The 25,295-nt window shown below is 65.9% G+C and carries 27 protein-coding genes; 14 read left to right on the forward strand and 13 right to left on the reverse strand.

The genetic code is table 11. From position 1 onward, the window contains the following. The first annotated feature begins 107 nt into the window (after nucleotides 1–107). Both ACOZHM_RS09615 and ACOZHM_RS09620 read left to right on the forward strand, forming a co-directional pair. The gene (locus ACOZHM_RS09615; RefSeq protein ID WP_421569025.1) at nucleotides 108–1,250 is read left to right on the forward strand and encodes a YncE family protein; all 1,143 of its coding nucleotides are present in this window, start codon (nucleotides 108–110) and stop codon (nucleotides 1,248–1,250) included. Between the two features lie 119 nt (nucleotides 1,251–1,369). After that, nucleotides 1,370–2,353 (forward strand): HNH endonuclease, encoded by a 984-nt coding sequence (locus ACOZHM_RS09620; protein ID WP_421569026.1) that lies wholly within the window; start codon nucleotides 1,370–1,372, stop codon nucleotides 2,351–2,353. On the opposite strand, the gene ACOZHM_RS09625 is transcribed toward ACOZHM_RS09620, so the two are convergent. The 3 genes from ACOZHM_RS09625 to ACOZHM_RS09635 all read right to left on the reverse strand — a co-directional run bounded on the left by ACOZHM_RS09625 (nucleotide 2,350) and on the right by ACOZHM_RS09635 (nucleotide 5,344). Continuing rightward, nucleotides 2,350–3,210, reverse strand: coding sequence for a DUF6216 family protein (locus ACOZHM_RS09625; protein WP_421569027.1), 861 nt, complete (start codon nucleotides 3,208–3,210; stop codon nucleotides 2,350–2,352). The two genes, ACOZHM_RS09620 and ACOZHM_RS09625, sit on opposite strands and share 4 nt — an antisense overlap. A 52-nt stretch (nucleotides 3,211–3,262) precedes the next feature. Continuing rightward, nucleotides 3,263–4,240 (reverse strand): hypothetical protein, encoded by a 978-nt coding sequence (locus ACOZHM_RS09630; RefSeq protein WP_421569028.1) that lies wholly within the window; start codon nucleotides 4,238–4,240, stop codon nucleotides 3,263–3,265. A 114-nt stretch (nucleotides 4,241–4,354) separates the two neighbouring features. After that, complete coding sequence (locus tag ACOZHM_RS09635; RefSeq protein ID WP_421569200.1) at nucleotides 4,355–5,344, reverse strand: MDR family oxidoreductase; 990 nt, start codon at nucleotides 5,342–5,344, stop codon at nucleotides 4,355–4,357. Between the two features lie 107 nt (nucleotides 5,345–5,451). On the opposite strand from ACOZHM_RS09635, the gene ACOZHM_RS09640 reads away from it, so the two are divergent. The 5 genes from ACOZHM_RS09640 (at nucleotide 5,452) to ACOZHM_RS09660 (ending at nucleotide 8,728) form a co-directional block, all read left to right on the forward strand. Then, nucleotides 5,452–5,799 (forward strand): winged helix-turn-helix transcriptional regulator, encoded by a 348-nt coding sequence (locus ACOZHM_RS09640; protein ID WP_421569029.1) that lies wholly within the window; start codon nucleotides 5,452–5,454, stop codon nucleotides 5,797–5,799. Between the two features lie 116 nt (nucleotides 5,800–5,915). Further along, a complete protein-coding gene (locus ACOZHM_RS09645; RefSeq protein ID WP_421569030.1) occupies nucleotides 5,916–6,569 on the forward strand; it encodes a hypothetical protein in 654 nt (217 codons plus the stop codon). A gap of 3 nt (nucleotides 6,570–6,572) precedes the next feature. Continuing rightward, nucleotides 6,573–7,523 carry an XVIPCD domain-containing protein gene (locus ACOZHM_RS09650; protein ID WP_421569031.1) on the forward strand — a complete coding sequence of 317 codons (951 nt, stop codon included), beginning with the start codon at nucleotides 6,573–6,575 and terminating at the stop codon, nucleotides 7,521–7,523. A 146-nt stretch (nucleotides 7,524–7,669) separates the two neighbouring features. Continuing rightward, nucleotides 7,670–8,482, forward strand: a complete 813-nt coding sequence (locus ACOZHM_RS09655; protein ID WP_421569032.1) for an alpha/beta fold hydrolase — start codon at nucleotides 7,670–7,672, stop codon at nucleotides 8,480–8,482. 69 nt (nucleotides 8,483–8,551) lie between these two features. Further along, nucleotides 8,552–8,728 (forward strand): hypothetical protein, encoded by a 177-nt coding sequence (locus ACOZHM_RS09660; RefSeq protein WP_421569033.1) that lies wholly within the window; start codon nucleotides 8,552–8,554, stop codon nucleotides 8,726–8,728. A gap of 60 nt (nucleotides 8,729–8,788) precedes the next feature. Here ACOZHM_RS09660 and ACOZHM_RS09665 read toward each other — a convergent pair whose 3' ends face one another. From ACOZHM_RS09665 to ACOZHM_RS09675, 3 genes are all read right to left on the reverse strand, one after another. Further along, complete coding sequence (locus ACOZHM_RS09665; protein WP_421569034.1) at nucleotides 8,789–9,718, reverse strand: GAF domain-containing protein; 930 nt, start codon at nucleotides 9,716–9,718, stop codon at nucleotides 8,789–8,791. Between the two features lie 116 nt (nucleotides 9,719–9,834). Next, a complete protein-coding gene (locus tag ACOZHM_RS09670) occupies nucleotides 9,835–10,677 on the reverse strand; it encodes a class I SAM-dependent methyltransferase (RefSeq protein WP_421569035.1) in 843 nt (280 codons plus the stop codon). Nucleotides 10,678–10,762: 85 nt separating this feature from the next. Further along, a complete protein-coding gene (locus ACOZHM_RS09675; RefSeq protein WP_421569036.1) occupies nucleotides 10,763–11,146 on the reverse strand; it encodes a hypothetical protein in 384 nt (127 codons plus the stop codon). A 149-nt stretch (nucleotides 11,147–11,295) separates the two neighbouring features. On the opposite strand from ACOZHM_RS09675, the gene ACOZHM_RS09680 reads away from it, so the two are divergent. Beyond that, complete coding sequence (locus ACOZHM_RS09680; RefSeq protein WP_421569037.1) at nucleotides 11,296–12,111, forward strand: hypothetical protein; 816 nt, start codon at nucleotides 11,296–11,298, stop codon at nucleotides 12,109–12,111. Between the two features lie 115 nt (nucleotides 12,112–12,226). Further along, a complete protein-coding gene (locus ACOZHM_RS09685; protein WP_421569038.1) occupies nucleotides 12,227–12,712 on the forward strand; it encodes an REP-associated tyrosine transposase in 486 nt (161 codons plus the stop codon). 225 nt (nucleotides 12,713–12,937) lie between these two features. Here the strand turns inward: ACOZHM_RS09685 and ACOZHM_RS09690 are convergent, their stop codons facing one another. After that, the gene (locus ACOZHM_RS09690; RefSeq protein WP_421569039.1) at nucleotides 12,938–13,363 is read right to left on the reverse strand and encodes a hypothetical protein; all 426 of its coding nucleotides are present in this window, start codon (nucleotides 13,361–13,363) and stop codon (nucleotides 12,938–12,940) included. 112 nt (nucleotides 13,364–13,475) lie between these two features. Here ACOZHM_RS09690 and ACOZHM_RS09695 point away from each other — a divergent pair, with 112 nt between their 5' ends. Beyond that, a complete protein-coding gene (locus ACOZHM_RS09695) occupies nucleotides 13,476–13,808 on the forward strand; it encodes a hypothetical protein (protein ID WP_421569040.1) in 333 nt (110 codons plus the stop codon). Nucleotides 13,809–13,939: 131 nt separating this feature from the next. Here the strand turns inward: ACOZHM_RS09695 and dmeF are convergent, their stop codons facing one another. After that, nucleotides 13,940–14,956 (reverse strand): CDF family Co(II)/Ni(II) efflux transporter DmeF, encoded by a 1,017-nt coding sequence (dmeF, locus tag ACOZHM_RS09700; protein ID WP_421569041.1) that lies wholly within the window; start codon nucleotides 14,954–14,956, stop codon nucleotides 13,940–13,942. Between the two features lie 52 nt (nucleotides 14,957–15,008). On the opposite strand from dmeF, the gene ACOZHM_RS09705 reads away from it, so the two are divergent. Further along, a complete protein-coding gene (locus ACOZHM_RS09705) occupies nucleotides 15,009–15,284 on the forward strand; it encodes a metal-sensing transcriptional repressor (protein ID WP_421569042.1) in 276 nt (91 codons plus the stop codon). A 197-nt stretch (nucleotides 15,285–15,481) separates the two neighbouring features. On the opposite strand, the gene ACOZHM_RS09710 is transcribed toward ACOZHM_RS09705, so the two are convergent. The 3 genes from ACOZHM_RS09710 to ACOZHM_RS09720 form a co-directional block, all read right to left on the reverse strand. Then, complete coding sequence (locus ACOZHM_RS09710; RefSeq protein WP_421569043.1) at nucleotides 15,482–15,853, reverse strand: MerC domain-containing protein; 372 nt, start codon at nucleotides 15,851–15,853, stop codon at nucleotides 15,482–15,484. Nucleotides 15,854–16,071: 218 nt separating this feature from the next. After that, nucleotides 16,072–17,682 (reverse strand): ABC-F family ATP-binding cassette domain-containing protein, encoded by a 1,611-nt coding sequence (locus ACOZHM_RS09715; protein ID WP_421569044.1) that lies wholly within the window; start codon nucleotides 17,680–17,682, stop codon nucleotides 16,072–16,074. A gap of 176 nt (nucleotides 17,683–17,858) precedes the next feature. After that, nucleotides 17,859–19,457, reverse strand: a complete 1,599-nt coding sequence (locus ACOZHM_RS09720; protein WP_421569045.1) for an EAL domain-containing protein — start codon at nucleotides 19,455–19,457, stop codon at nucleotides 17,859–17,861. A gap of 285 nt (nucleotides 19,458–19,742) precedes the next feature. Between ACOZHM_RS09720 and ACOZHM_RS09725 the strand changes: the two genes are divergently transcribed. Continuing rightward, complete coding sequence (locus ACOZHM_RS09725) at nucleotides 19,743–20,516, forward strand: lytic transglycosylase domain-containing protein (protein ID WP_421569046.1); 774 nt, start codon at nucleotides 19,743–19,745, stop codon at nucleotides 20,514–20,516. A gap of 7 nt (nucleotides 20,517–20,523) precedes the next feature. On the opposite strand, the gene ACOZHM_RS09730 is transcribed toward ACOZHM_RS09725, so the two are convergent. Next, nucleotides 20,524–22,041: a hypothetical protein gene (locus ACOZHM_RS09730; RefSeq protein ID WP_421569047.1), complete on the reverse strand. Its 1,518-nt coding sequence runs from the start codon at nucleotides 22,039–22,041 to the stop codon at nucleotides 20,524–20,526. Nucleotides 22,042–22,183: 142 nt separating this feature from the next. Here ACOZHM_RS09730 and ACOZHM_RS09735 point away from each other — a divergent pair, with 142 nt between their 5' ends. Then, nucleotides 22,184–24,268, forward strand: a complete 2,085-nt coding sequence (locus tag ACOZHM_RS09735) for an NHL repeat-containing protein (protein ID WP_421569048.1) — start codon at nucleotides 22,184–22,186, stop codon at nucleotides 24,266–24,268. Here the strand turns inward: ACOZHM_RS09735 and ACOZHM_RS09740 are convergent. Next, nucleotides 24,252–24,644: a YciI family protein gene (locus ACOZHM_RS09740; protein ID WP_421569049.1), complete on the reverse strand. Its 393-nt coding sequence runs from the start codon at nucleotides 24,642–24,644 to the stop codon at nucleotides 24,252–24,254. The two genes, ACOZHM_RS09735 and ACOZHM_RS09740, sit on opposite strands and share 17 nt — an antisense overlap. A gap of 210 nt (nucleotides 24,645–24,854) precedes the next feature. Here ACOZHM_RS09740 and ACOZHM_RS09745 point away from each other — a divergent pair, with 210 nt between their 5' ends. Then, nucleotides 24,855–25,274 (forward strand): YciI family protein, encoded by a 420-nt coding sequence (locus ACOZHM_RS09745; protein WP_421569050.1) that lies wholly within the window; start codon nucleotides 24,855–24,857, stop codon nucleotides 25,272–25,274. Nucleotides 25,275–25,295: the final 21 nt, after the last annotated feature.

Below are 25,295 nucleotides of genomic sequence, written 5' to 3' on the forward strand. Positions count from 1 at the left end.
AGATGTCAGCGCCAGCCAGCCTTCCCACGTCGTACGACTGTGTGGTTGGCCGCTTCCAGCGGCCACGCGAGCCAGGATTCTTCCTATGCCCTTACAAGGACGCTCGCATGCACCCTCGTACCCTGTTCCGTTCGGCCGCCCTGGCGCTGGCCGTCAGCCTGACCCTCGGCGCCCCGTCCGCCTTCGCCGCCGATAAGGCCGGCACCACCGCAGCCGCTACGGCCGTCCAGCGCACCGCCGTTGCGCAGGGCCTGTATGAGCTGGCCTTCAGCCCCACCCATAACGCGCTGTTCGTGGCCTCCTCGGGCGGCTTCGGCGATGCCGCCGGCCCGGCCCAGGTGCTACGCCTGAATCCGGATTCGCTGGCCGTTGAGGCCAAGATCCCACTGGAGCGCAAAGCATTCGGCGTGGTGCTCGACGACGCCCACAACCGCCTGTACGTGGGCAACACCGTGGACACCTCGGTGACCGTGGTCGACACCGCCTCCAACAAGGCCGTCGGTATCGTGCAGCTGATGGAAAAGAAGGTGGGCAAGGACGGCAAGGCCGGCTACACCCACGACCTGCGCGAGCTGGTGGTCGATTCCCCGAACAACCGCCTGTACGTCACCGGTCACTCCGGCGAAGGCAGCGTGCTGTTCGTGGTGGACACGCAGTCGCTGAAGCTCATCAACACCATTCCCGGCCTGGGCAACGCCAAGGCGCCGGGCCTTACGCTGGATGCGGCCAACAAGCGCGTGCTCACTTCGAACCTGCTGGGCGAAGTGGTCACGGTGGGCACCGAGAGCGGCAAGGTGGAGCAGCGCTTCAAAGTCAGCGCCGAGCAGCCGATGAACCTGGCACTGGACCCGAGCGGCAAGCGCCTGTTCGTGACCGACCAGGGCCTGGAGATGATCCGCAAGTACCAGGGCAGCAGCATCCCGGGCTTCGTCTCCAAGCACCCGGGCCAGCGCGTGCTGGTGCTGGACCCCACCACCGGCAAGGAACTGGCCAGCATCGCCACCGACGCCGGCCCGCTGGGCCTGCTGCTGGACGCGCCGCGCAAGCGCCTGTACGTGACCAACCGCGAGGCGGGCACGGTGACGGCGTATGACAGCGAGAGCTACAAGAAGGTGGGCACGTATGACGTGCCCACGCACCCGAACAGCCTGGCGCTGGATGCGAAGAAGAACGTCCTGTACGTGACCATCAAGAATGGCGACAAGGACGAGAAAGATAGCGAGGAGTCTGTGGCGCGGATTGCGCTGTAAGGCTGAGTAGTGCAACAACCCGGTCGCCAGCGAGGGGCCGGGCTGCATACCAAGCAGTAGGCTGGAGCAATCGCTAGTCTAGGATTAATATCGATCACCTATCACCGGTGATCGTAGCTGTGACCAAGATCAAGGAAAGCATCGACTTGAGGGGCTTCGCGGTTGGCGAGGCCTATGGCAAGGAAGATATCGTCAAGATCGGCATGGTTTCGGCGCCCCAAAGCTACCGCGCCGGAAGCTGGGCTACGGGGATCCTGCCGTTCGGCAATGCGGTGCTATTGCTCGTCACGCTTGATAAGGACGAAGAGGGCTACAACGACTACTTCGATGGTGGCGAGATCCACTGGCAGAGTCAGTACAGACACAGCCAGAATTCCGCACTCATTCAGCAGCTTGCATCCGGCCAATCCCAAGCCCACCTCTTCGCCCGCCTGCGCAGCAAGATGAAGGGGAAGACTCAGAAGTTCATTTACTGTGGCGGGCTGGCTTGGCTTTCAATGGAGCGCCAATACCCTGTTGATTGTCGGTTCCAGCTGTTGGATCGCCCTTCGGTGCCAAACCCAGCGCTGCAAGCATTGTTCTCGTGGAGACCAACGTTTCCCGGCGAAGAGCTCGGGCAATCAATCGTTGAAGCAACTATTGCCGCCGGGAAGCAGATGGCGGCAGTGGATACAGAGAAAGATGCACGTGATCTAGTCCAGCGGGCAATTGCAATTCGTCGTGGGCAGAAGGGGTTTCGAACCAAACTTCTGAAGGCCTACGGGAATCGGTGCGCTGTAACCGGGTGCGCCGTGGTAGATATCCTGGAAGCTGCTCACATCGTTCCCTATAAGGGGGAACACACTCATCGTGTGGACAATGGTCTGCTGCTCCGCGCTGACATTCACACCCTCTTCGACCTCGGACTAATCTGGATTAGTCCCCAGCGAACGCTCCAGCTAGACATGAAGCTTCGCAACGGGGAGTACGGCAATCTTCACGGCGAAATGCTCCGCGCACCCGCAAAAGCAGAGGATCATCCCCGGCTTGAGCATCTGGCGCACCACGCCAAACTGGCTGCGGAGCATCGTGCCGGCAAGTCTAGACTCGGGTCCAGGACCTAGTTCTTTGACGACTTCTTCAGCCCGATTCGTCGAAGCCTTTTAGTTGGTCGGGATGCTTTTCCTGGGACCAGCAGCCGGTTAAGACGGATCGCTGCTGCCCAATGTCGGATCGTTGCGACGAGGAAGAGGAAGGCAATGCCAAGGAAAGCGATGGCGACTATAGCCGCCCTGCGTTGCTTCGGAACCTCGCTTTCCAGATAGGTTTTAAGCAATGGGTCACTCCAAACCTTGCACAGGATCTCCGAATCTCTCTGGTTGAACCCCTCCGGTAATGAGGGGCTCTCAGAGGCGCGCTTGCATGAATCGATAGATACCTGCGCTCTCTCGCTAAAGAAGGGCGGAAATGCCAATGAAGCTTGGGAATCTGAGATGAAAATCCAGGTGTCTGTCTTCTTCAAAGAGACGAGGAGGTTGTCGCTTGCTGCTAGCAATCCAAGCCCGCAGATGAGGACCCAAACCGCCAGAGTAAGAACCATCGGAATCGGGAGCATCCACTTCGAGGGCACTTTGGTTTGAACCATCGACAGCGTGGATACATCAAATGTATCGCCAGCCCTCCCAACGAGGTGCAGAGAAATATTCTTCTCATTGCCGAAATTCGCAAGCTTACGGGCGTCAGAGATGGTCTCGACCTTGATCCCATGTGTCATGCGAAAGCTCGAAAGCGCGGCTTGATCTGCAAGGCTCTGCCGTATGACGGCATCCTCAACTTCGTCTCGGCTAATGAACAATCGAAGCAGCCTGGTATTGATCGGATGAATCGAGCCGGTGCGCCAAACCACGAGTGCCCCGGCGGTGATCGCAATGATGGCTGAGATCAGTGAGGCATTTCCCGCTACGGTAGTTATCCAATCCATTTACATCGCTTCCTGGCGTGTGGGTCGTCGGCGATCCTAGCCGACAATTGGCCTACTCTGTCCAGCGTTGAGCAAAGGCAGACTCTAGTTCTTCCATTGCGATCTGTACCCGCTCATCTTCTTCGCCCTCAAGGCTTGAGATCAATGACAGCGGATCCACGATGGACCCGCCATCTAGAAGTGATGGGGCGTAGCACCAAATTTGCAAGCTAAAGGTGTTGACATCGGCGAAAGGATGGACGGTGAAGTTCGATTTCGAGGCGCGCCAGAGATCTCGATGAATGGCGTAAACAGCCTCCTGGGGATCAATTAGAAGTGTGAGCGCAGCCAGCGCGCTCTCCCCCGCGAGCATCAGGCCCTCAGTTGGTCCAGTCACATGAAGCTGCTTGGTGACCGGAGAGCGCATAAGTGGCTTCGCTTGCTGCCACGCTGTGAAATGGTTGTGCGCCAACGTGATGAGTGATTTGGAGCCGATCCTGCTGGCCTTGGCTAGGCCCGCCGCCTCCAGCTCCCGAATGATGCGGCTGGCAGTCATGGGCGAGTAGCCAAGACTTCGCGCAGTGGCCAGTGGTTGGACAGAGTCCTTGTCACTGAGCAACAAGGTCAGCAGCACCGCTTGGGTAGCAGGAGCCAGCACTAGCACCTCGGATAAAGGTGGAGAAGTTGCGGTGTTTTCCCGGAGGTTGATCGCGAGGCTTGGCGCAAACAGTTGGCTGCCAGGAACAACGAACTCCACGCGTTCCGCGAGTAGCCGCTTGCGTTCGTAAGCGCTCAGGTGGCCGGCGACATACAGCACCCTGCAGCCGGCGATGCCGCTTATTCGCCGAAGCATCCTATGGAGGATCTGTTGGGAAATGGCAGCTTTGCTCGCCGCTAGAATCACCTGATGTCGGTGGACCCTTAGTTGGACGAGATCAAATGAGTCGAGCAGGAAGTAAGGCAGAGGGGAGGACTTCCAATGCTCGATGCGTGACACATCACCCGGTAAGAGCTCCGCAAGGTAGCGCCTGGCGTTGAGCAAGAGGGCCATGAACGGTCACCATGTAACGTCGAACCGCACCGTAACATCCGTGAATGTTAGGGTGCGAATCGATGTTACGAATGCTAATAGTGCCTTCCAAAGCAACAGGCTATGTCTAGGCCGTCAGGCATTCACATCCACCACCAACCGCCCACGCACCTTGCCTTCCAGGAACGCCGGGAACACCTCCAGCACGTCCTTCAGGCCAATCACTTCGACGGTGCTCGCCAGCTTGCCCAGATCCAGATCGGTCGCAAGCCGCTTCCACGCTTCAATGCGCACGCTGCGCGGCGCCTGCACCGAATCGATACCGGCCAGGGTCACGTTGCGCAGGATGAAAGGCAGCACCGAGGTGGTGAGGTCATCGCCCTGCGCCAGCCCGGCGGCGGACACCACGCCACGGTACTTGGTCTGCGCCAGCGCATTGGCCAGCGTGTGGCTGCCGGCCACATCCACCACGCCCGCCCAGCGCTCGGCGTCGAGCCCGCGGGTGCGCGGCGCGGCCAGGGTGGTGCGGTCGATGAGTTCGGCAGCCCCCAGATCCTTCAGGTACTGCGCGTGTTCCGGCCGCCCGGTGGACGCCACCACGCGGTAGCCCAGCTTGGAGAGGATCGCCACGGCGATGGAGCCCACGCCGCCGTTGGCACCGGTGACCAGGATGTCGCCGTGCTCGGGCTTCACGCCGCCATGTTCGAGCGCCAGCACGCACAGCATGGCGGTATAGCCGGCCGTGCCGATGGCCATGGCGTCTTTGCTGCTGATGCCGTCGGGCAGCTTCACCAGCCACTCGCCGGGTACGCGCGCGCGCTGGGCAAGGCCGCCGTGGTGGGTCTGGCTGAGGCCGTAGCCGTTGAGCACCACGCGGTCGCCGGCGCGGAACTCGGCGTGGCTGGATTCCACCACGGTGCCGGCCAGGTCGATGCCGGGAATCATCGGGAAGGTGCGGATGATCGGCGAGCGGTTGGTCATCGCCAGCGAGTCTTTGTAGTTCAGGGTGGAGTAGTCCACCTGCACCAGTACATCGCCGTCGTGCAGATCGGCGTCGTCGAAGCTCACCAGCTTGGTGGAGACCTGGCCGTCTTCTTTCGTGGCCAGCAGGGCATTGAACTTCATGGCGTTGATCACCTTGGGGGACATGAGCTGCATGCTATGGTCGTACCGTGGTTGCCACAAGAACTATGCTTTTCCATAGGTACTATGGTTTTCAGGAGTATCCCGTAATGGCACGGCGCGTATATGGCAAAACCGGCTGCAGCGTAGAGGCTACGCTTTCGGTCATGGGCGGCACGTGGAAGCCGGTGATCCTGTTCTATCTGGTGTCCGGCACCAAGCGTTTCATGGAGCTGACCCGGCTGATCCCCAACGCCACGCAATCGATGTTGACCAGCCAGCTCCGCGAGCTGGAGGCCGACGGCGTGGTGGTGCGGCACGTGTACCCCGAGGTGCCGCCGAAGGTGGAGTACCGGCTTTCGGAACTGGGCCAGACGCTGGTGCCGGTGTTGCTGGCGATGCGCGATTGGGGGAGTGCTTACAAGAAGAAGAATCGGGAGCAGGCAGGTGAGCTCTGAGAAGCGCATGCAAGTGCGGCGGATGCCGCAGCGTGCTTAAGACTTTTCCTATATGTCACTCGTGCAGGTTCCGCCACACTACGCACGCGCTACGATCGCCCGTATCAGGAAGAGACGTGACCATGACGCTGAAGGCCTATAGATCAATTGTGTTGGGTGCTGCGTGCGTGATCGCGATAGCGGCCCTGGCCGGGTGCAGTCGCGGAGCAGAGACCGCGCAACCCAATGTGGAGGTCAACAAGGAGAACGCTGAGATGCGGACTGTAGTTCCTCTTACTCGGCCGATTGCGTTGGACAAGGCGGGCGAGGTGATCAACCTTGAGTTTGAAGTCCCGCCGCCCGGGCCCAATGCGGTGCCTTACCTCATGCTGGGTTTGCGACTGGCCAGGCCGGACGCAGCGTCTGGAACTGCGCTTTCCATGAGATTGGTCGAAGCAAAAATGGCGGCCAATGTACAGCTGCTCCGCGTCGAAGAAGGCGCCGTCACAATGGTGCCTCTCATGAGGAATACGCCAGACCTGCGTGATCGAGTCACGGTTCCTGTAGACGGCAGCGTGCCAGGTCTAACCACGACCAGCGTTGATACATCGTTACTAGAAGATGCCGGACTTCTCGACGCCACTCTGTTCTATGACGTCCTTCAATTCGCATCTGCAGAGAACATCCAGCCGGGGCACTACCGCTTGAGCATTGAACTTTCGGCGGATCACCCAGAGTTCCAGCGCGACAAAGCTGAGTTGCTTGTTGCGTACTTCAAAAAGGCGAAATGATTCATGGGCAAGGACGCACCCTATACCGTCACCGTTTACGTAGCTGCCCCCGGCACACCGCTAGCCCGGGGTGGTACATCGGCCGCAGGCCATATGTACTTGTCGGTCGAACACGGGATCTTCTCGCAGAGCCTCGGGTTCGCGCCAATCAAACATGGCGCTACGAGCGGGCCGGGAGCTGTAACAGGCTTGGACGAGGCAGACTACATAAATCCCTTCTATGCACGGAAGATGGAGATCACGAAGGATCAGTTCGATCGCATCATTGAATTTGGCAAAGACCCTGCCAAGCATGGATTCAACATGCAATACGGTGGCTTCAACAACAGCTGCATCGACTTCACTTGGGGTGCGCTGAACCATGCCGGGCTACACCGTCAGTCCAAGTCGGGTCAGGATAAAGACTACGAGGGTGCTGTCAGACCTCTGGAAAACAAGCGGGAAATTCAGAAGATTCCCGATCCAATTCCGGGGAGCAAGCTGAACACCGAACACGACAACCCGATGCCCAAGCAAACAATCTTTCAGAAGTGGATCTCTGAAAACGGGCCGTATGAAGGTGTGGAAGGTGACCCGATGATGGCCCAGATTCGCGGCAAGGTCGCAGAGCTTGATGCCGCCAACGGGCGTACGTTCGACCCCACCAGCGAGCGCATCAGCGCCAGCCTGTTCGTGCTGGCCAAGGAAAACGGCCTGTCGCGCGTTGACCACGTGATGCTCAGCGAGCGCACTGCGCAGTCGCCCGCCGCCGAGAACATCTTCGTGGTGCAGGGCGAGCGTGGCGACCCGGGGCATCTGCGCGCGGCGATGGCAACTGCCCAGGCGGCGCAGACGCCGGTTGACGTTTCGATGGAACGCGGTGAGCAGCTTGCGAACAACACCCAGCTGGCGCAGCAGCAGAACGACCAGGTGCAATCGCAGGAGCGTGAGGCGACCGGCCGCAGAATGGGATGACCGTTCGCCTGTGTGTCGCTTACAAGTCAGAACGGTTGCACCCGCCTGGCTGTGCACGCGATGTCATTGCGGCCGCGAATTCCTTCACGGGTGGTGTGTGGCGGGTTGTCTAAGGTCAACGCTTCATTCGTACCGAAGGACATCCCATGACGGCATCGCGCGTTCGACTGCATGTTGAAGACACCGGCGGTACTGGCCGCCCTGTAGTGCTGATCCACGGCTGGCCGTTGTCCGCCGAGTCCTGGAAGGCACAGGTGCCTGTGCTGAAAGACGCGGGCTACCGGGTGGTGGCCTACGACCGCCGCGGCTTCGGCCGTTCGGACAAGCCCGCCGATGGCTACGAATACGACACGCTGGCCGATGACCTGGCCGGGGTACTGGAAGACCTGGACCTGCGCGACGTTACGCTGGTGGGCTTCTCGATGGGCGGCGGCGAGGTGGCGCGCTACATCGCGCGGCATGGTGAGCAGCGTCTGCGGAGCGTGGTGTTCGCCTCGGCGGTGCCGCCGTACATGTTGAAGACCGCTGACAACCCCGAAGGCCCGCTGACCGAAGAAAAGGCCGAGCAGATGCGCCTGGGCCTGCAGAATCATCGCGACACCTTCTTCGATGGCTTCACCAAGGACTTCTTCAGCGCCAAGGGTGAGCTGAAGGTCAGCGAGAAGCAGCGGCAGGAGGCGATTGCGCTGTGTGAGCAGTCTGACCAGACGGCCGCGCTGGGTTGCATGAAGGCCTTCGGTACGACCGACTTCCGCGAGGATCTGAAGAAGGTGACGGTGCCTACGTTGGTGTTGCACGGTGACAGCGACGGCACGGTGCCGTTTGAAGGCTCTGGCAAGCGTACGCATGCCGCGATTGCAGGCAGTGAGGTGGTGGTATTGGAGGATGCGCCGCATGGGTGCAATGCCAGTCACCCCGAGCAGTTCAATGCGGCGTTGGTGGCGTTTCTGGCAAAGTAGGCGGGCGGCTTCGGTCAGCCACGCATGGCGTGGCTCTACCGCCACGCAACTGGAACGATGAGAACTTGCATGCGTAAGACGGTTACCCCGCCCTGGAAGAAGCCCAACCCGAAGAAAGCCGGGAAGGGGCAGCCGTTGTCGCAGGTGCAGAAGGATGCGGCGCGTCAGCGTGCCGAGGAAAACGGCAGGGCCTACCCGAATCTCGTGGACAACATGTGGGCTGCGAAACTGCCGCGCGGCGACTGAGCCTCACGGCGATGCGGTGGTTGCTTCACCGCATCGCCTTCTGAACGTGTCAATGCGCGATCAGCGCAGGGCGTCCTTGGCGGCGCTCAGCGCCTTGTCCGCACGCAGGAAGACGGCGGTGGTGGCTTCCGCCGTATGGGTCGAGGCCGCGCCCAGCAGCAGTGCCACGCCCAGACTCTGCTGGGTGTCGCGTGCCACCTGTTCGAGCTTGGCGAGGGTGTCGCTCGCATCGGCGCTGCCCAGCACTGCGATGAACTCGCCGCTGCCAGTGACACGGTTGATGCTGTCGCCGCGTTCGGGCTGCAGGCACTGCTCAAGCGACTGATCCAACTGCTGCAGCTGGCGGTCCAGCCCGCGCTCGCCAAGACGCTGTGCCGCTGCGGAAAGGTCCTGCAGCTCCAGAATCACCACCGTGTAGGAACCCGCCGCATCCGGTGCGGCAGCGGTCTCTTCGGCAACGCCGTGCGCCAGGATGGCGGCCACCTGCTGGTCGCGCTCGCGGCTGCGGCCTTCCATCAAATTCATGGTGATGCGCGCCAGGGCCTGCAGGGCCTCGCGCTGGGTGGCGTTGAGCTGGCGCGGGTTGAGGTCCACCACGCAGACGCTGCCGACGGCCGCGCCATCCTCGGTGACCAGCGGCATGCCAGCGTAGAAGCGGGCGCCGATGTCCTTCAGCACCGGGTTGTCGGCGAAGCGCGCGTCCTGGGTGAGGTCGCCGACTTCCATCAGTTCGGTCGGCTGGCGAATGGCGTGGTCGCACACCGCAACATTGCGCTCGGTCTGTACGCCCTCCAGCCCGGTGCGGGCCTTGAACCACTGCCGGTCGCGATCGATCAGGGTCACCAGCGCCATCGGGGTGCCGCAGACGGCGGCCGCCACTTTGACGATATCGTCGTAAGCCGGCTCGGGCAGGCTGCCCACGATATGCAGCGCATCCAGGGCGCGCTGGCGTTCGGTTTCATCGAAGACGGCGGTGGTGCTTTGGGTCATGCAGTTACCTGTCAGGCGTGGGGCACGGCAATAGCCTAGGTCAGCCGCCACGCGTTCAGGTTAAGCCCGGGTGGACGCGCGGTGACTGGTTCATCTGCGCGTGCAGTTCCTGCGTATCAGCGCTTGACGGCCAGCACGCCATCGAGCGCCAGCTCGGCCTTGAAGCCGGCCTTCTCCAGCCGCTTGGCCACTTCACGCGGCACGTCGCGGCCGCTGGTGAGTTTGTTGGGGGCGCCGGTGTAATGGAACATGCGGCCACCCGGGCGGATCACCCGCGCCAGCTGGTCGTAGAACACCTGCGAGTACAGTTCGCCGGCAATGCCGAAGCGGGGCGGGTCGTGCAGGATGGCATCCACGGAGCTGGTCTCAAGCCCGGGGATGGCCTCCGATACGTCGCCTTGGGTAAGCGACAGACGGCCACCGCTGCTGGCGGCGTCCGGGTCCGGCGACCACGGGTTGAGGGTGCGCAGCCACAGCACGTCGGGGTTCTTCTCGAACGACTGGATGCGGGTCACGCCGGCCTCCAGGCAGCAGGCGGCGAAGTAGCCCAGCCCGCCGCAGGTATCCAGCACGGTCTTGCCGGCCGGTGCCACCAAGGCCACCTTGCGGCGCGCGTCCTCGAACGGCGACACCTGCGCGCTGGGCAGCATCTTGATGCCATCGATCTCGAAGGTGGGCGCATTCCACTCGGTGGGTACCAGCTTGATCAGCGCCGAGCCGAACCGCGACACCGCCAGGAATTCCTCGCCGTCCCAGTAATACAGGGTGCGGTCCTTGGTCTTGCCCGGGTAGGCATAGGTCTCACCCTTCCACTGCCAGCTGTCGGCGCCCAGCACGGCGGTGCCGGTGGAGCGGGCCAGGTCGAGCGAGCCGGTCCATTCGGTGGCACCGGCGTCGCGGGCGCGGACCAGGGCTTCGGCAAGGGGGCGGGTGAGCAGGGGGCCGGTGTAGTGGGGCACGGGATCGGGGCGGCCGCGCTGCGGGGCAGCCGGCTTGGAAGAAGGGAAGGGGTGGAATCGTACCCGAGATAGGCGGCGGGCTGGTTCAGGGCGGCTCGGTCGGAGGGCCAAGTGCCTGCGGCCTGGGGGGCAACAGCGTGTCACTGAAGCAAGCCCAGCCGCCGTAGGTACCCGAGCCGCTGATGACCAGGTCTTCCTCGGGCGGGTACATCTGGCTGAAGGCGCAGTAGGTGGCGTGGTACATGCGCGTGGCTCGGGATTGGCGTGCGTACTGATAGGTGAACGACCCGTCCTCGTTGGGAATGAGGACCTGCTCCACGGCGGCCTGCCCGCCGTTGAAGTCGTCCCACAGCCCGGTGCGGACGATCACGTGGATACCGTCCTCTGCGTCACCGGGGCGGTCGTGGTAGCCGGGTGGGAACGGCTCTGGCGTGGCGGTCGTGAGCAGGAACAGCAGGAGGAAAGGCATGGGATACACGCGGCGCGTCGGGGTTCATTCCAGTCTGTTCGAGGCGAAAGGTGCAGCGCCGTGCGGTGTGTCCCACCTGTGGGACAAAGGTCGATTGAAAGATGCGGAACTGAGCCGTGCGTCGCGTACCCGCAGGTCTAGAATGCGGGATGCCTACCTTCCTCCATGCCGCGTTGCGCTTCCTGGGCTGCGTGCCCGCCCTGCTGCTGGTCGCGTGCGCCGGGCCGGCAGGTGCACCGGCTGCGGTGACGATCCACAACGTCCGCTCGGTGGAGATCCAGTACCAGCACGACGGCTGGGAGCGTGCCGATGAGGTGCACCGGCTGCAGCGCGGTACGGGCCAGCGCGCCTTCACCCGCACGTCCAGGGTGGAAGCGGCCGACGGCATCACGACCACACGCGGCAACGTACCCGCACAACGGGTGGGCGAACTGCTGTGGGCGCTGTCGGCACCGCCGTGGCCCCGCGAGCGCGCCGTGCAGGTGGTGGCACGGCACGTTTCGCCGGTGTGGATGATGGAGAACGCCCTGGTGGCCCCGCGTGCCGATGTGCCCGGCTGCACCGCCAGGGAAATTCGCGACCGCATGTACGCCCATCTGAAGGGGGCGCAGCTGCGCTCGCAGGTGGATGCGTACTACCAGGACATGCCATGGACCGACGACGATCCGGCGATGCGCGTCGTGATCACCTTCAGCGATGGGCCCGACCGGGTGATTTCCTCGCGCGAGCGGACGCTGCACATGCTGCCATGGACGCTGGGCGAGCAGCCCACGTCGGGCACTGCGGCCGCGCCGCGCAGCTGGTCGGTGCCGGTCAGCGACGCGCTGCGCCGGCTGCTGCCGCCCGATTCGCAGGCAGCCCAGCGGCTTGCCAACAACGGCGATGTGCATCTTGCTACGCGGATTGGACGCGTGGCCGAGCACGAATGTGTGGAGGCGCTAGGCGCGGCGCGCGCTGCGCCCTGAGGGCAACTGCCGATGAGCGTTGCCGCGTGTCTGACCCTGCACAGGGCAGCACGCTGACGCGGGCGCAGGTACTGGGCTGATCGTTTGCGCCCGCGCAGATTTGCACACTGCGGCCATGGGCACTCACAACCACCCTTGGCAACCCGGCAGCGCGTACTTCTTCAGTGCGCACCTGCGTGACCGTTACAGCCACCTGCTGGTGGAGCACGCACAGGTGCTGCGCCTCGCGTTTCGGGTAGCACAGCAGGCCCGGCCGTTCCGGGTCAACGCCATTGTGATACTGCCCGACCACCTGCACGGCGTGTGGACGCTGCCGGCGGGTGATGAAGAAGGCCACCGGCGCTGGCTGCAGATCCAGGCCGTGTTCGACCGGCAGCTGCCCGGCCACCCGCCACGTGCGATGGTGCGCCGTGATCGCTGCGTGCGCCCGCTGTGGCATACCGATTTCCGCGAGCACCGGCTGGTGGATGCCGACGATGTGCAGCGCCACATCGCCTACGTGCACGACAACCCGGTCAAGCACGGGTTGGTGCGCGAGGCCTGTGAGTGGCCCTACAGCTCCATCCACCGCCAGTGCGCCAAGGGGGAGTCGCCATGCTGACAGTCGGTTGGCGTGCGGCGCGCGCTGCAGAAAGGATGACCAGCGTGCGCGCAGATGCGCACACGCGCGGGCGATACAGGGGAGAGGGAGCACGGCGGTCGCTGCGCCGCTGCATCCCGTGGGGGCGCAGGGGTTTGGTGCGAGGGGGATACGCACCGACGAGGAAACCCTGGCGGCAGCTGCACATCCGCGGCTCGCCGCGCGGCAGCGCCGGGGGTGCGGCGCTCAGGGGCAGGCCACCTGGAACACCGGCCCGGCACCGATCAGCACCAACGCCATGTAGTCGCTGTCCTTGTCCTTTCCCTTGAGGGTGGCGCCGGGATTGAAGTGGAAGATGCCGAAGCCACCCGTGGGGCGTACCAGCGCCTTGTCGATCTGGCCGGCGTCGTCTTTGAAGAAGCGGGCGATGTCGGCACGCGAAGACAGCTGCAATGGCGTGCTGTCACGCTGCCACTGCTCGTCGCGGTTGAAGGAAACGAAGTAAGCGCCCTGTTCCTGTTCGATGCGGAACTCCGCGGGCTTGCGCGGGTGGGTGGCGAAGCAGCCGAGCAACGGGTCTGACGAGAACGTGCTGGGTCCGGCGCCGTTATCGCGGCACGAAGAGAGCAACAGCAGGCTGGGCAACACAAGCAGCAGCGGAACGGTACGCATCGGTGGATCCCCCCAGGGACAGGTCGTGGAGGCATGGTGCACGCCCGTGCGCCGAGGGCGTGTGCAGGCGTGGTGTTGGGTGTACGGTTGGACAGACCCACGGAGCAGCCACATGTCACAGCCCACGTCCGCATCACTATCGAACCCCGCCTCCGCGCCCGCCGGCCAACGTTGGCCGCTGTTGGGGGCCGCCAGCTGGCTGGTGGCACCGGTGCTGCTGGCGGTGGCGGTTGCCGCAACGCAGGCCTCCCCGGCCGTGGGCCGAATCCTGGTAGGCAACGCCGGCATATCGGTCGGTGTGCTGGCGTGTGCGGTGCTGGGACTGTTGTTGAGCATGGGCGGCAGGGTGCGGCGCGAACGCTGGCCGTGGGTGGGCGTTGTGGGCGCGATCATCAGCGCGGCGCCGCTGCTGCTGTTCCTGGCGGGCATGCTGCTCCGCCTCTGAAGGCAGAGACCCGCGCGCGCGCGTAGAGCCAGGCCCTGCCTGGCCGCGTTTCGCTTGTTGGATCTGTGTCTGCGTTGTCAGCGATCAAATGATGGCCACGCTTCGCGTGGCAAGCCGGGCAGAGCCCGGCGCTACTGCTTTGCCAACGCTACGCGATGAACCTCCACGGTCACGTGCACCAACTCCTCGTGCACGCCGAGTGCCTCGCGGAAGACATCTGCGGTTACATCCGCGGTGGTCACCACGCTGGCGACCACCGCGTACTTGCCGCGGCCCACCTGCCAGACGTGCAGGTCGGCGAGGCTGGCCTGCCAGGGGCCCTGCTCGATCACTTCACGCACTTCGGCCACGACGGGAGCGTCCATCTGCGCGTCGAGCAGGATGCGGCCGGTGTCGCGCAGCAGGCCGATGGCCCAGACCGTGACCAGTACCGCGCCCACCAGGCCCATCAGCGGGTCCAGCCATGCGGCGCCCCAGACCTTGCCACCGATCAAGGCCACGATGGCCAGCACGGAGGTGGCGGCATCGGCGATGACATGCAGGTATGCCGAACGCAGGTTGAGGTCGTCACCGTGCGCATGATGGTGATGCCCGTGACTGTGATGGCCGTGGTGGTGGTCGTGGTGCGCGTGGCCGTGTGCATGCGCTTGTGCATGCGCGTGGTCGTGGCCATGGCTGTCGCCATGCCCCTTGCTGTCGTGCAGCCACCACGCGCAGACAAGGTTGACCACCAGGCCCACCACGGCGATGCCGATGGCCTGGTTGTAGTGAATGCTACTGGGTGAGAAGAGCCGTTCGGTGGATTGCACGGCCATCAACAGGGCCACACCCAGCAAGGCAATGGCGCTGGTGTAACCACCCAGTATTTCGATCTTCCAGGTGCCGAACGCGAAGCGACCGTCGTGCGCATACCGGCGCGCGCAGGCGTAGGCAAAGGCGGCCATGCCCAGTGCAAGGGCGTGCGAACTCATGTGCCAGCCGTCGGCGAGCACCGCCATGGAGTTGAACCACCAGCCGCCGAAGATCTCGACAACCATCATGGCGGCGGTGAGGTACAGGGCCTGGCGGGTGCGCCGCTCGGCCAGCGGGTTGCCGTCGTCGAAACGGTGGCTGTGGCGACGGGCGTCTGCGGTGGCGGCAAGGTTCATGGGGGTGCTCAGGCATTGGAATATACCCCCGTAGGGTATACGCTTGGCACCTATGGCGCACGTACAACAACAACGCAAGGCTCTTCTGGCCCGGGTTCGGCGTATGGCCGGCCAGGTGTCTGCTCTCGAAACTTCTCTGCAGTCGGAGGACGCGGACTGCACGGATGTGCTGATGCAGGCGTCGGCGGTACGTGGCGCGGCGCACGCGCTGCTGATGGCGCTGCTCGATGACCACCTGCAGGCGCACGTGGTGTCGCCGGAAGACCCGGCCGAGCGGGCGGCGGAAGCGCAGGTGTTGGTGAAGCTGCTGCGCGCATACGGCAAGTAGAGCCACGCCCTGCGTGGCTTCGCGGCGCCGGAACGAATCGTAGAGCCACGCCGTGCGTGGCTTCGCGGCGCCGGAACGAATCGTAGAGCCACGCCGTGCGTGGCTTCGCGGTGCCGGAACGAAGCGCAGCCACGCATGGCGTGGCTCTACCGGCGGGGTGGCGCAGCCACGCAGGGTTTGGTGCGCCGCTTCCGGCTTTAGTGGCGGTGGCGGCGCCAGGCGTTCCAGATGTGGGTGCTGGCCAGCATCAGGCTGCCCGCTACCGTCATCGGCGTTTCGGCTTCGTGGCTGGGCCAGCCTGCGGCGCCGGCGAGGAGCAACAGCAGGCCGCTGGCTGCGCTGGCCATCGCCAAGACCGGCAGCGGGTACTGGCGGTGCGCGCGCCACAGCGCGAAGCCGGTGGTGGGGGCGGCGATGGCGACGAACACTACGTGGACCCACTCGGCCTGCGCCCATACGCCCATCAGCGGCAACGCCGCCGCAAGCAGTGGCAGGGCCAGGCAGTGCAGCAGGCACAGGCTGGAGAGGGCGATGGCACCGGCGTCGAGCAGGGCGGAAGTTGGCTTCATGGGGGAAGGGTTCTGGAACATCGAGTGTTATAGAGTAACATTCGATAGGCGCCGAACCTAACCTGCCCCTGACTGGACGCGCACTTGTGCCGCCTGTCGGTGGTCGCATGGTTCCGTCGGCGCAGGCGAGGCGGAGGCGAGACGCAGGCTGCACGTCGCCTGGCGATCACACGCGGCCGATTCGCGTACCCATGCAGGCCGGCCGCGCGCTCTGTGCGTCACAGGCTGTGCAGTTGCCAGCCCTCCTCGCCCGCATCGAGCAGATGGGTCAGCTGCACGGCGTCCAGCAACGCCTGGTCGTGCGAGACGATCACTACGCTGCCGCGGTACTGGTTGAGCATCTGCTCCAGGGCGGTGAGTGAGGCCAGGTCCAAGTGGTTGCCGGGCTCGTCCAGCAACAGCAGCTGCGGTGGGGCCTGCGCATACAGCACGGCGCCCAGTGCGGCCTTGACCCGCTCACCACCACTCAGCGTGGCCAGCGGCCGCAGGCTGCGCTCGGCATCCAGCCCGAGCAGAGCCAGCTGGGTGCGCAGCGTGGCGTCATCGGCTTGCGGGTTCGCGCGCTGCAGCAGCTGCAACGCGGAGTCCTGTGCGGGCAGCGATGACAAGGTCTGGTCGAGCAGGGCGGTAGTCGCAGCACGCTTCACCTCACCGGCCAGCGGCGCGAGTTCGCCGGCCAGCACGCGCAGCAGGGTGGACTTGCCACTGCCGTTGTTGCCGCGCACGGCAATGCGGTCGCCGCGCTGAATGTGGAGATCGACATCCCGCCACGGCGGGCTCACCCACGGCAATTGCACGCCGATCAATGCCGCTACCTGCTGCGGGCCCGGCGCGGCCAGGCGTGGGCCGATCATGGCGATCTGCGTGACCTCGTCGATGCCGGCGGCGGCATCGCGCACGCGGCTGTCGGCAGCCGCGCGCCGCTCGACCTGTTGCGCCTGCAGGCGTCCGGCGCTGTGTTCGGCGCGGTTCTTCATGCCGCCGAGCAGGATCGGCGCCTGGTTGGCGGTGCGGGCGTCGCGTTGTGCGTGGGACTGGCGGTGCTCCTGTCGCTCGCGTTGTTCGCGGAGCGCGGCCTGCTCGTGGCGCCGCTCGCGCTTGCGCAGGGCCAGCTGTGCCTCGGCTGCGGCCTGTTCGGCCTGCTTCTGCTCGGCGTACAGATCGTAGTTGCCGCCGTAGCTGCGCAATCCGGACGGGGTGAGTTCGACGATGCGCTGCATGCCGCGCAACAGCGCACGGTCATGGCTGATGACGATCAGGCCGCCGCGCCACTGCGCCAAGGCGTCGATCAGGCGCTGCCGGTGGGCGCTGTCGAGGTGGTTGCTGGGTTCGTCCAGCACCAAAGCGTCGGCGTCGGACAGCAGGGCGCCGGCCAGCGCCACCTGCATGGCCTGGCCGCCGCTGAGGCGAGCCGCCGGTTGCGCCGGGTCCAGCACGGGAAGGCCGAGCCGTTGCCACTGCGCCTGCAGCTGCTCGCGCAGGGTCCAGCGATCGCCGACGAGGGTGAAGTCGTTCGGATCCAGGCTGCCGGCTTCAATCCGGGCCAGTGCATCCAGCTGCGGCGCTACGCCGGCCAGGTCGGCGATGCGGCCAGGGATCACGCCGCTGTGCTGGGCCAGCAGGTGCACGTGGCCGTGCCGTTGCAGCTGGCCGGCGGTGGGCGCGAGCTGCCCGGCAAGCAGGCGGGCGAGCACGCTCTTGCCCACGCCGTTGCGACCGACCAGGCCGGTGGGAGTGGTGTCGAATGCGGCGGAAAGATCGGAGAACAACACCCGGCCGTCGGGCAGGGTGAACGTCACGCGGTCGAGCGTGAGGGAAAGTGCGGTCATGCGACCTCCAGGGATGCCAAGGACTCCCCCTGCGGACAGGGCGGGAAGGAGACTGGCCGTCAGACGACGGCGGCATCAATGGCGCATGTAGGCATACCTCATTACGGGGGCGGCTGGGTGCCGCGGGGGGATTATAGACCCCGGGAACCCCGGGAGCAGACACCCATGGGGTGTCTCTACTCTTCGATGCTGTTGGGGTTGCGCATGTCTTCGGGGGCCTTGCCGTATTGGCGGCGGCGCTGCTCGTGGTAGGCGATGAACTCCGGTGCCGGCAGCGGGCGGGAGAACAGCCAGCCCTGGCCGAATTCGACCTGACGCGACTGCAGGTACGCCAGCTGGGCGGAGGTTTCGATGCCTTCGGCGACGGTGAACAGCCCCAGCGTCTTGGCCATGTCGATGATGTGCGAGGTGACCGGGCTGGTGGCGCTGTGGGTGCCGATGGAATCGATGAAGGACTTGTCGATCTTCAACGCATCCAGCGGCAGTTGCTGCAGATACTGCAGGCTGGAGTAGCCCACGCCGAAATCGTCGATGGCCACGCAGTGCCCGGCCCGCCGCGCAGCGGCAAGCGAGGTGCGCGCGCCCTGGATGTCCAGGAAGCCGCGCTCGGTGGCTTCCAGCCAGATCTGCTGCGGATGGATGCCGGTGCCGATCAGCTTGCCGGACAGGACCTTGAGCGCCCGCCCGCTGCTGACATCGCCCGCGGAGAGGTTGATGGCGATGTGCGCGCTGCGGTCGTGGATGAGCAGCTCGCGCATGTCGTTGAGCACCAGATCCATCACGTGGTCGGTCAGGGCCTCGATCAGGCCGGTTTCCTCCGCCACGGGGATGAAGAGGTCCGGGCGCACCTGGGTGCCGTCGGCCCGCGACCAGCGCACCAGGGCCTCGGCACCGACGCAGATGCCGGTGTCCAGTTCGATGATGGGCTGGTAGTCCATGCGGAACTCGCGGCGGCGCACCGCGCTGGCCAGTTCGTTGCGCAGCGACAGCCGCCGGCGCGACAGCCAGACGGCCGCCGCAATGGCCATGACCGCGCCCACCACACCCAGCGGTAGCAGCCGGAGCGCGTTCTGGCGGAAGCTGGTCAGCAGGCTGGTACGCGGCGCAACCGCGATGGCCAGCCACTCCTGGTCCTGCGCGGTGGCGTACAGGGTGCGCGCGGTGCTGCCGCTGTGGGGCTCGCGCAGCAGGTGCTGCAAGAGGTCCTGGTCGGGCAGCGCCTGCTGCGCGATGAGCCGCCCGTCGGGGGTGGCCACCGCCAGGCGCACGTTGGGGTCGGTGATGACGTCGACGAAGCGGTTGGGGTCCATCAGGATGTCGTGGCGGCCGAGCTGCAAGGCCAGCAGGGAGGCGTTGTCGCCGGCCACCGGGCGGACGCCCAGGGTGAGGGTGGCGCCGTCGGCGGTGACGTGGTCCGGGGTGGGTTCGGGGATGAGATCTTCGGTCATGCCCCAGGAGGTGCAGCGTAGGCGGCCGTCCTCGAAGTAGCCGACCTGCTCGGCCGAATGCGTGGTCAGGGCCAGGCCGCGCATGAGCCGCAGGTGCTCCGGCGAACAGCCCGACACCGGGGCCTGGTTGAGCTTGCGCAGTGCCAGCAGGCCCGCTTCATAGGCGCGGTTGGCGCGCTGCAGGGTGCGTTCGGCAGTCTGGTGAAGGCGCTGCTGGTCGGCGTCCTGGCTGCGGCTCCAGGTGAAGTAGACCACCACGAGGATGGGCAGGGCGGCCCCCAGCAGGGCGGCGAGCGCGATGGCAGCGATGGTGCGGACGCGCTTCAAGCTGACCTCGTTTCCCGGTTGGGCGTGGGGGGCAGGCAGCAGGGGAGCCGTTGCCGATGCATGGGTGAGCGCTATATCACCATCTGGACCGGCCAATGGGAACAGGATTTCGCGTAGATTCCTGTCGGGTTTTCCCCAGTGTCGGCATCAGGTCGCATTGGCAAGGTGAAGCCGACGCGTACCGGCTCCCTTCGGGTCTGTCTATCGGATTCACCTGCGGTTCGCGCCCCGCGCCGGATGATCGCGCCACCCCACGATCTGGCCGCGCCCTGCGGCCCCGGAGCCATGAAGCCCTTCCTGCCTGTGCTGTTGGCGCTGTTGCCGTTGCTGTTGCCCGGCCCTGCCGCGGCGCGCACGGTGTACCGCTGCGTGCAGGGCAATACGGTCAGCCTGGCCACGGCGCCGGAGCCGGGCTCGAAATGCACGCCGCAGCAGGTGGATGACAACGCGGTGCAGGCGCCGAACCTGTGGGGCAACATGGGGGTATTCAGCGGCACGCTGTACGAACGCGAGCAGGACGGGACGCTGGTGTATTCCACCCGCAACCTGCCGGGCTCGCGGGTGTTCCTGAAGTTCACGGTGTCCACGCCGCCGGGTGAGCCGGCGCATGAGGGGCTGGGCAAAATCGGCGCGCCGCAGCTCAACCGCCACGCGAAACAGTTCAAGGCCGCTGCGCGTGCGACCGGGGTGGACGACGCCTGGCTGCGCGCGATCGCCCACGCCGAGAGCGGCTTCAACGCCGGTGCGGTGTCGCCCAAGGGTGCGCAGGGCGTGATGCAGCTGATGCCCGATACGGCCACCGAACTGGGCGTGTCCGATCCGCTGTCGGCCGAGCAGTCGATCAACGGCGGCGCGCGCTACCTGCAGGCCTTGCTGAAGCGCTACAAGGGCGACCGCACGTTGGCCACGGCCGCCTACAACGCCGGCATCGGGGCGGTGACGCGCTACAAGGGCGTGCCGCCCTATGCCGAAACGCTGGCGTACGTGGAGAAGGTGAGCGTGCTGTACACCCGCTACCGCGAGGCGATGGGGTTCAAGGTGGAAACGCCGGCGCGCTGACCGGCACTCAGTGAGAGAACAGCGGATAGGACTCGATGCGACCGACGCGGCGCACCGCCGCCTGCACGTCGGGGCGCTGCTTGAGCTGCTTCCAGCGCGCCGTCAGCAGGACTTCTTCCGGCAGCGGTGGCGCTTCGCGCGTGTCCTGCAGTTCGAGCAGTGCGGTACTGCGATCCATCGGGTCGGCCAGCTGCGCGATCATGCCGGCGGCGGCATCGTCCATCCGGTTCTCCAGCAGCAGCCCGTCGCGGTAGTGGCCAGGCGTGTCGTTGCGGCTGGCGAACAGCTGCTCGCGTGCGCGCGTTGCCGCAGCCGCATCGTTGAGCTGCAGGGCGATCTGGAGGTCGATCAGGGCGCGGCTGCTCTGGCCATACGTGCTCAGGTCGTCCAGGCCCTTCATCATCTCGCGCGCCATCAGCGGGCGGTGCAGGGCCGCGTACAGGCCGGCCAGGTTGAGGCGATGGCTGACCGTGTCGCCCTCCGGCTCGGCCATGCGCACGGCCAGCAACTGCGTGTCCACGGCCTCGTCCGTCTTGCCCAGGCGGCGGAACGCGCGGCTGCGGGTGTCGAGCATCCAGGCAACATGGCGGGCAAGCTCGGGCGGTGCCGAGCCAGCCTCCCTGGAGGCCTCGGCAAGCCGCGTGGTCATGCCCACCACGTCCTGCAGGTCGCCCGCCACCATCAGCGCGTCGCTCAGTTCAACGGCGGTTTCATTCACGCCGGGTGACAGCATGGCTTCCACCCGAAGCCGGTCGATATGGCGGCGCGAGGCGGCCACCGGGTCGTAGCGGGGATCGTCGCGGCGCAGGTATCGGTCGAAACGCTTGTCGGCGCGCAGGCGCATCAACGGCGCCGGCGAATCGATGCGCTCCAGCGTGGCCGCCACCTTGTCGTGCTGCCCCGCTTCCACCTGGAGGATGGCAAGGTTGACCCACACTTCCACGGGCTCGATGCCATCGATCTTCCAGTCGTGGTCGAACAACCCCTGCAATACGCCCAGCCGCCTGGCCGGCTGGTGCTTCAACAACATGTCCAGCTGCCAGACTATCTCGGCGGGCATATCCGGCTCGCCGTCAGTGTCGGCCAAGGCGAGAATGACGTTGTCGGCAGCGGCGTCGATCTGTTCGTCGACCATTTGGGTCAAGCCCAGCCGCAGCCGCGCGTAGGCGTTGTGCGGGTCGATCGCCACTGCCTGCTGCAGGCGCTGGAGGGCGATGTCGCCCTGCTTCTGCGCACCGGACACCATGGCCGCCGACGCCCAGACATTGCTGCGCTCAGCCACATCCAGCGTTGCCATGCGCGGGTCGGCCAGCAGGCGATCCAGCACGATGGCCGCACCCAGGCTGTCGCCGTTGTTGGCCTGTTGCAGGGCGGCGCGGACCTCGGCCAGGAACGCGGTGTTGGCGGCAGGCGCCGCATCGGTGGCATCCACGCTGGCACCACTGACGGCAGCGGTCGCGCCGGCAACCGGCGCCCCACACAACGAGAGCAACAGGACGAGGGTGGTGCTGGTGCGGCAGGCCATGCGGTGCTTCCTTCCTTGGCGTAAGCCTCGATTGAAACCGGAACGCGGCATCCACACAAGCCGTCCGTGGCATGTGCGGGGTTTGCACGCACGCGGCAAGCGGCTAAGGTCGTCAGCCGAACTGGAACCGGCAAGGACAGCGATGACGCGCGGACGATGGGCAATGGCGGTGCTGGTCGCCGTACTGATGGCGGCAGCATTGGCCTGGACCTTCCTGCGCGAACCGGCAGCGCCGGAACCGCCGCCTGGCCCCGTACCGACCGCGCTGGGCTGGACCCCGGACATCACGCTACTGGCCGGCGATGGCGTGGGTGGGCTGCGCGATGGCGCCGGCACGCAGGCACGCTTCGCCGACCCGTATGGGCTGGCGGTGGACGCGCACGGCGTGCTGTACGTGGCCGACGCCGGGGACAACAACCGCATCCGCCGGGTGTATCCGGATGGGCGCGTGGACACGCTGGCCGGGCAGGGTGAGGGCTGGCGCGATGGCGCGGCGCTGCAGGCGCAGTTCAATACGCCCTCGGCGATCGCCATCGACGCGGCCGGCAATGTGTTCGTGGCCGACACCGGCAATCATGTGATCCGCCGGATCGGCGCGGACGGCAACGTGACCACGATTGCCGGTGATGGTACCGCCGGTTACGTGGACGGCCCGGCCGCGCAGGCGCGCTTCGATGGGCCGATGGGCGTGGCCGTGGACGCCGGTGGCCGCGTGTTCGTGGCCGATACCTGGAACGACCGCATCCGTGTGGTCGAGCCCGACGGACGGGTCCGCACGCTGGCCGGCGGCGATGCACCGGGCAACGTGGACGGTGCGGGCGTGGGCGCGCGGTTCGACACGCCGGTGGCGCTGACGCTGGACGCGCATGGCAACCTGCTGATTGCCGACATGCTCAACAACGCGGTACGCCGCCTGGCGCCGACCGGCACGGTGGATACGCTGCTGGCCGAGGGCAGCCTGCTCAACGGGCCGCTGGCGCTGGCGGTGACGCATGACGATGTGATCTACGTGAGCGACTTCGACGGCAAGGTGGTGCAGCTGTCCGCGCAGGGGCACGTGCTGGATCTCACCGGGGTGGCTGGGCAACCGCGCTTCTCGCGGCCGAGCGGGCTGGCGCTGGATGCCGACGGCGGCCTGTTCCTGTCCGACGCGGCGTCCTACCGCGTGCACCGCCTGCGCCCGCTGGCCGCCGGTGCCACGCCGGCGCCGGCGCTGGTCGGCCCGGCCGCCGATGCCCCCCTGCCCGACACCGGTGGACGCTGGCCGCTGGCGCCGCAGCTGGGCTGGCACGAGGTGGTGGGCACGCTGGGCGAGGTGCGCGGCAACTTCAGTGGCGAGAGCCGCCACCACCTGCACGATGGCTTCGATATCCGCGGCGACGTCGGCCAGACGGTGCTGGCGATTGCCGATGGAAAGATCAGCAGCCCGTTCCCGAGCTGGTCGCTGGGCGGGCAGGCCGAAGGCCTGTCGCTGGACCGGCTGCGCTACATCCACATGAAGGTGGGCCGCGATGCGCGCGACCAGCCGTTCGACGCGCGCTGGCCGCAGCTGCACGATCTGGATGGCAAGCTGGAACGCGTGCGGGTGCGGCGTGGTACGCGCTTCAAGGCGGGCGAACCGCTGGGCAGCATCAACCGCATGGCGCATGTGCACCTGAGTGTGGGTGCCAGCGGCTTCCAGCGCAATGCGGTGGCGTTGGGGTTTGTCGGGTATGCCGACCACTTCGCGCCGCGCATCACCGAGGTGGCATTGCTGGATGACCTGGACCAGCCGATCAAGGCCGCGGCGAATGGGCGCGTGCCGGTACCGCGCCAGGGTCCGGGCGTGCAGATCGTGGTGGAAGCCTGGGACCAGGTGGACAACAACCTGCCGCGCCGCCGGCTGGGTGCCTACCAGGTGGGCTACCAGGTGCTGGATGCGGGCGGTACGCCTCTGCCCGGTTATGAGCAGCCGCGTTTCAACATCGTGTTCAACCGCATGCCGCGCGAGAACAGCGCCACGGTGGTGGCGTATGCACCGGACAGTGGCATCACGGTGCATGGCAGTGCGGTGACGCGGTTCCGCTACCTGGTGACCAACACCGTGCGCGACGGGTTGGTGGAAACCGGGCGCTGGCAGCCGGATGCGTTGCCGGCCGGCGATTACATCATTCGCGCCAGCGCCCGCGATTACAGCGGGAATGAAGCGGTAGGGCCGCGCGAGTTGAAGATCACGCTGTTGCCGTGATCCCCAACCCCACGCGCCGGCGCTCGGCGTCCATGTCGGCCAGCGGGCGGACTTCGATGCTGCCGTAACGCGACCACGGGAATCCTTGGGCGATGCGCATCGCGTCGTCGTGGTCGGCGGCATTGATGAGGTTGAAGCCGGCGAGCAGTTCGCGGGTTTCGGCGAACGGGCCGTCGGTGATGCGCGCCTGCGCCTGGCGCGTGCGCAGGGTGCGCGCCTGGCTCACCGGTTCCAGCTGCTGGGCGAGCACGAGGGAGCCTTGCGCCTGCAGTTCGTCGGCGTGCCGCAGGCAGCCGCGCATGAGCGTGTCGTATTCGTCGGCGGGCAGGGCCTGGATCAGGCCTTCATCGATATAGATCAGGAGCAGGAATTGCATGGCCGATCCAACGCGGGGCAGGGGAGAACATGATGCCCCAGCCGCCGCTACGGGCCTGTTGCAGTGCAGCGCCGCGCGCCTGTTCAGGCCGTGATCGTCACCGGTTGGCGGGAGCGGAATTATTTTTGGCAGGCGTGTCGATTTCGGTTCCACTGGGGCGTCGTAACCAGTGAAGGGCCCGCCAACCGGGCCGACAACGAGGACAGACCGATGAAAGTCATGGTGATCGTGAAGGCGACCGAGGCCACCGAGGCCGGGCAGCTGCCCACCGTAGCGGAGATCCAGGCGATGGGTGCCTTCAACGAGGAGCTGGTCAAGGCCGGCATCATGCTGGCCGGCGATGGCCTGCGGCCCACCCGGCATGCCCGGCGGGTGGCGTACACCGGCGCGGCGCCGCAGGTGACCGACGGGCCGTTCGCCGAAACCCGCGAACTGGTGGCCGGGTTCTGGCTCTGGCAGGTGCGCTCGGTGGACGAAGCCACCGAATGGCTCAAGCGCGCCCCGTTCAAGCCCGGCGACGTGGTGGAGATCCGCCCGTTCATGACCGAGGACGATTTCGGCGCGGCCTTCACCCAGGAATTACGTGCGCAGGAACAGCGTCTGCGCGAGCAGATCGGCCAGGCCGATTGACCCACCCACCCGTGCTTTTGG

Source organism: Stenotrophomonas sp. PD6 (assembly GCF_049199305.1).
In the GTDB taxonomy this organism is placed as follows: domain Bacteria; phylum Pseudomonadota; class Gammaproteobacteria; order Xanthomonadales; family Xanthomonadaceae; genus Stenotrophomonas.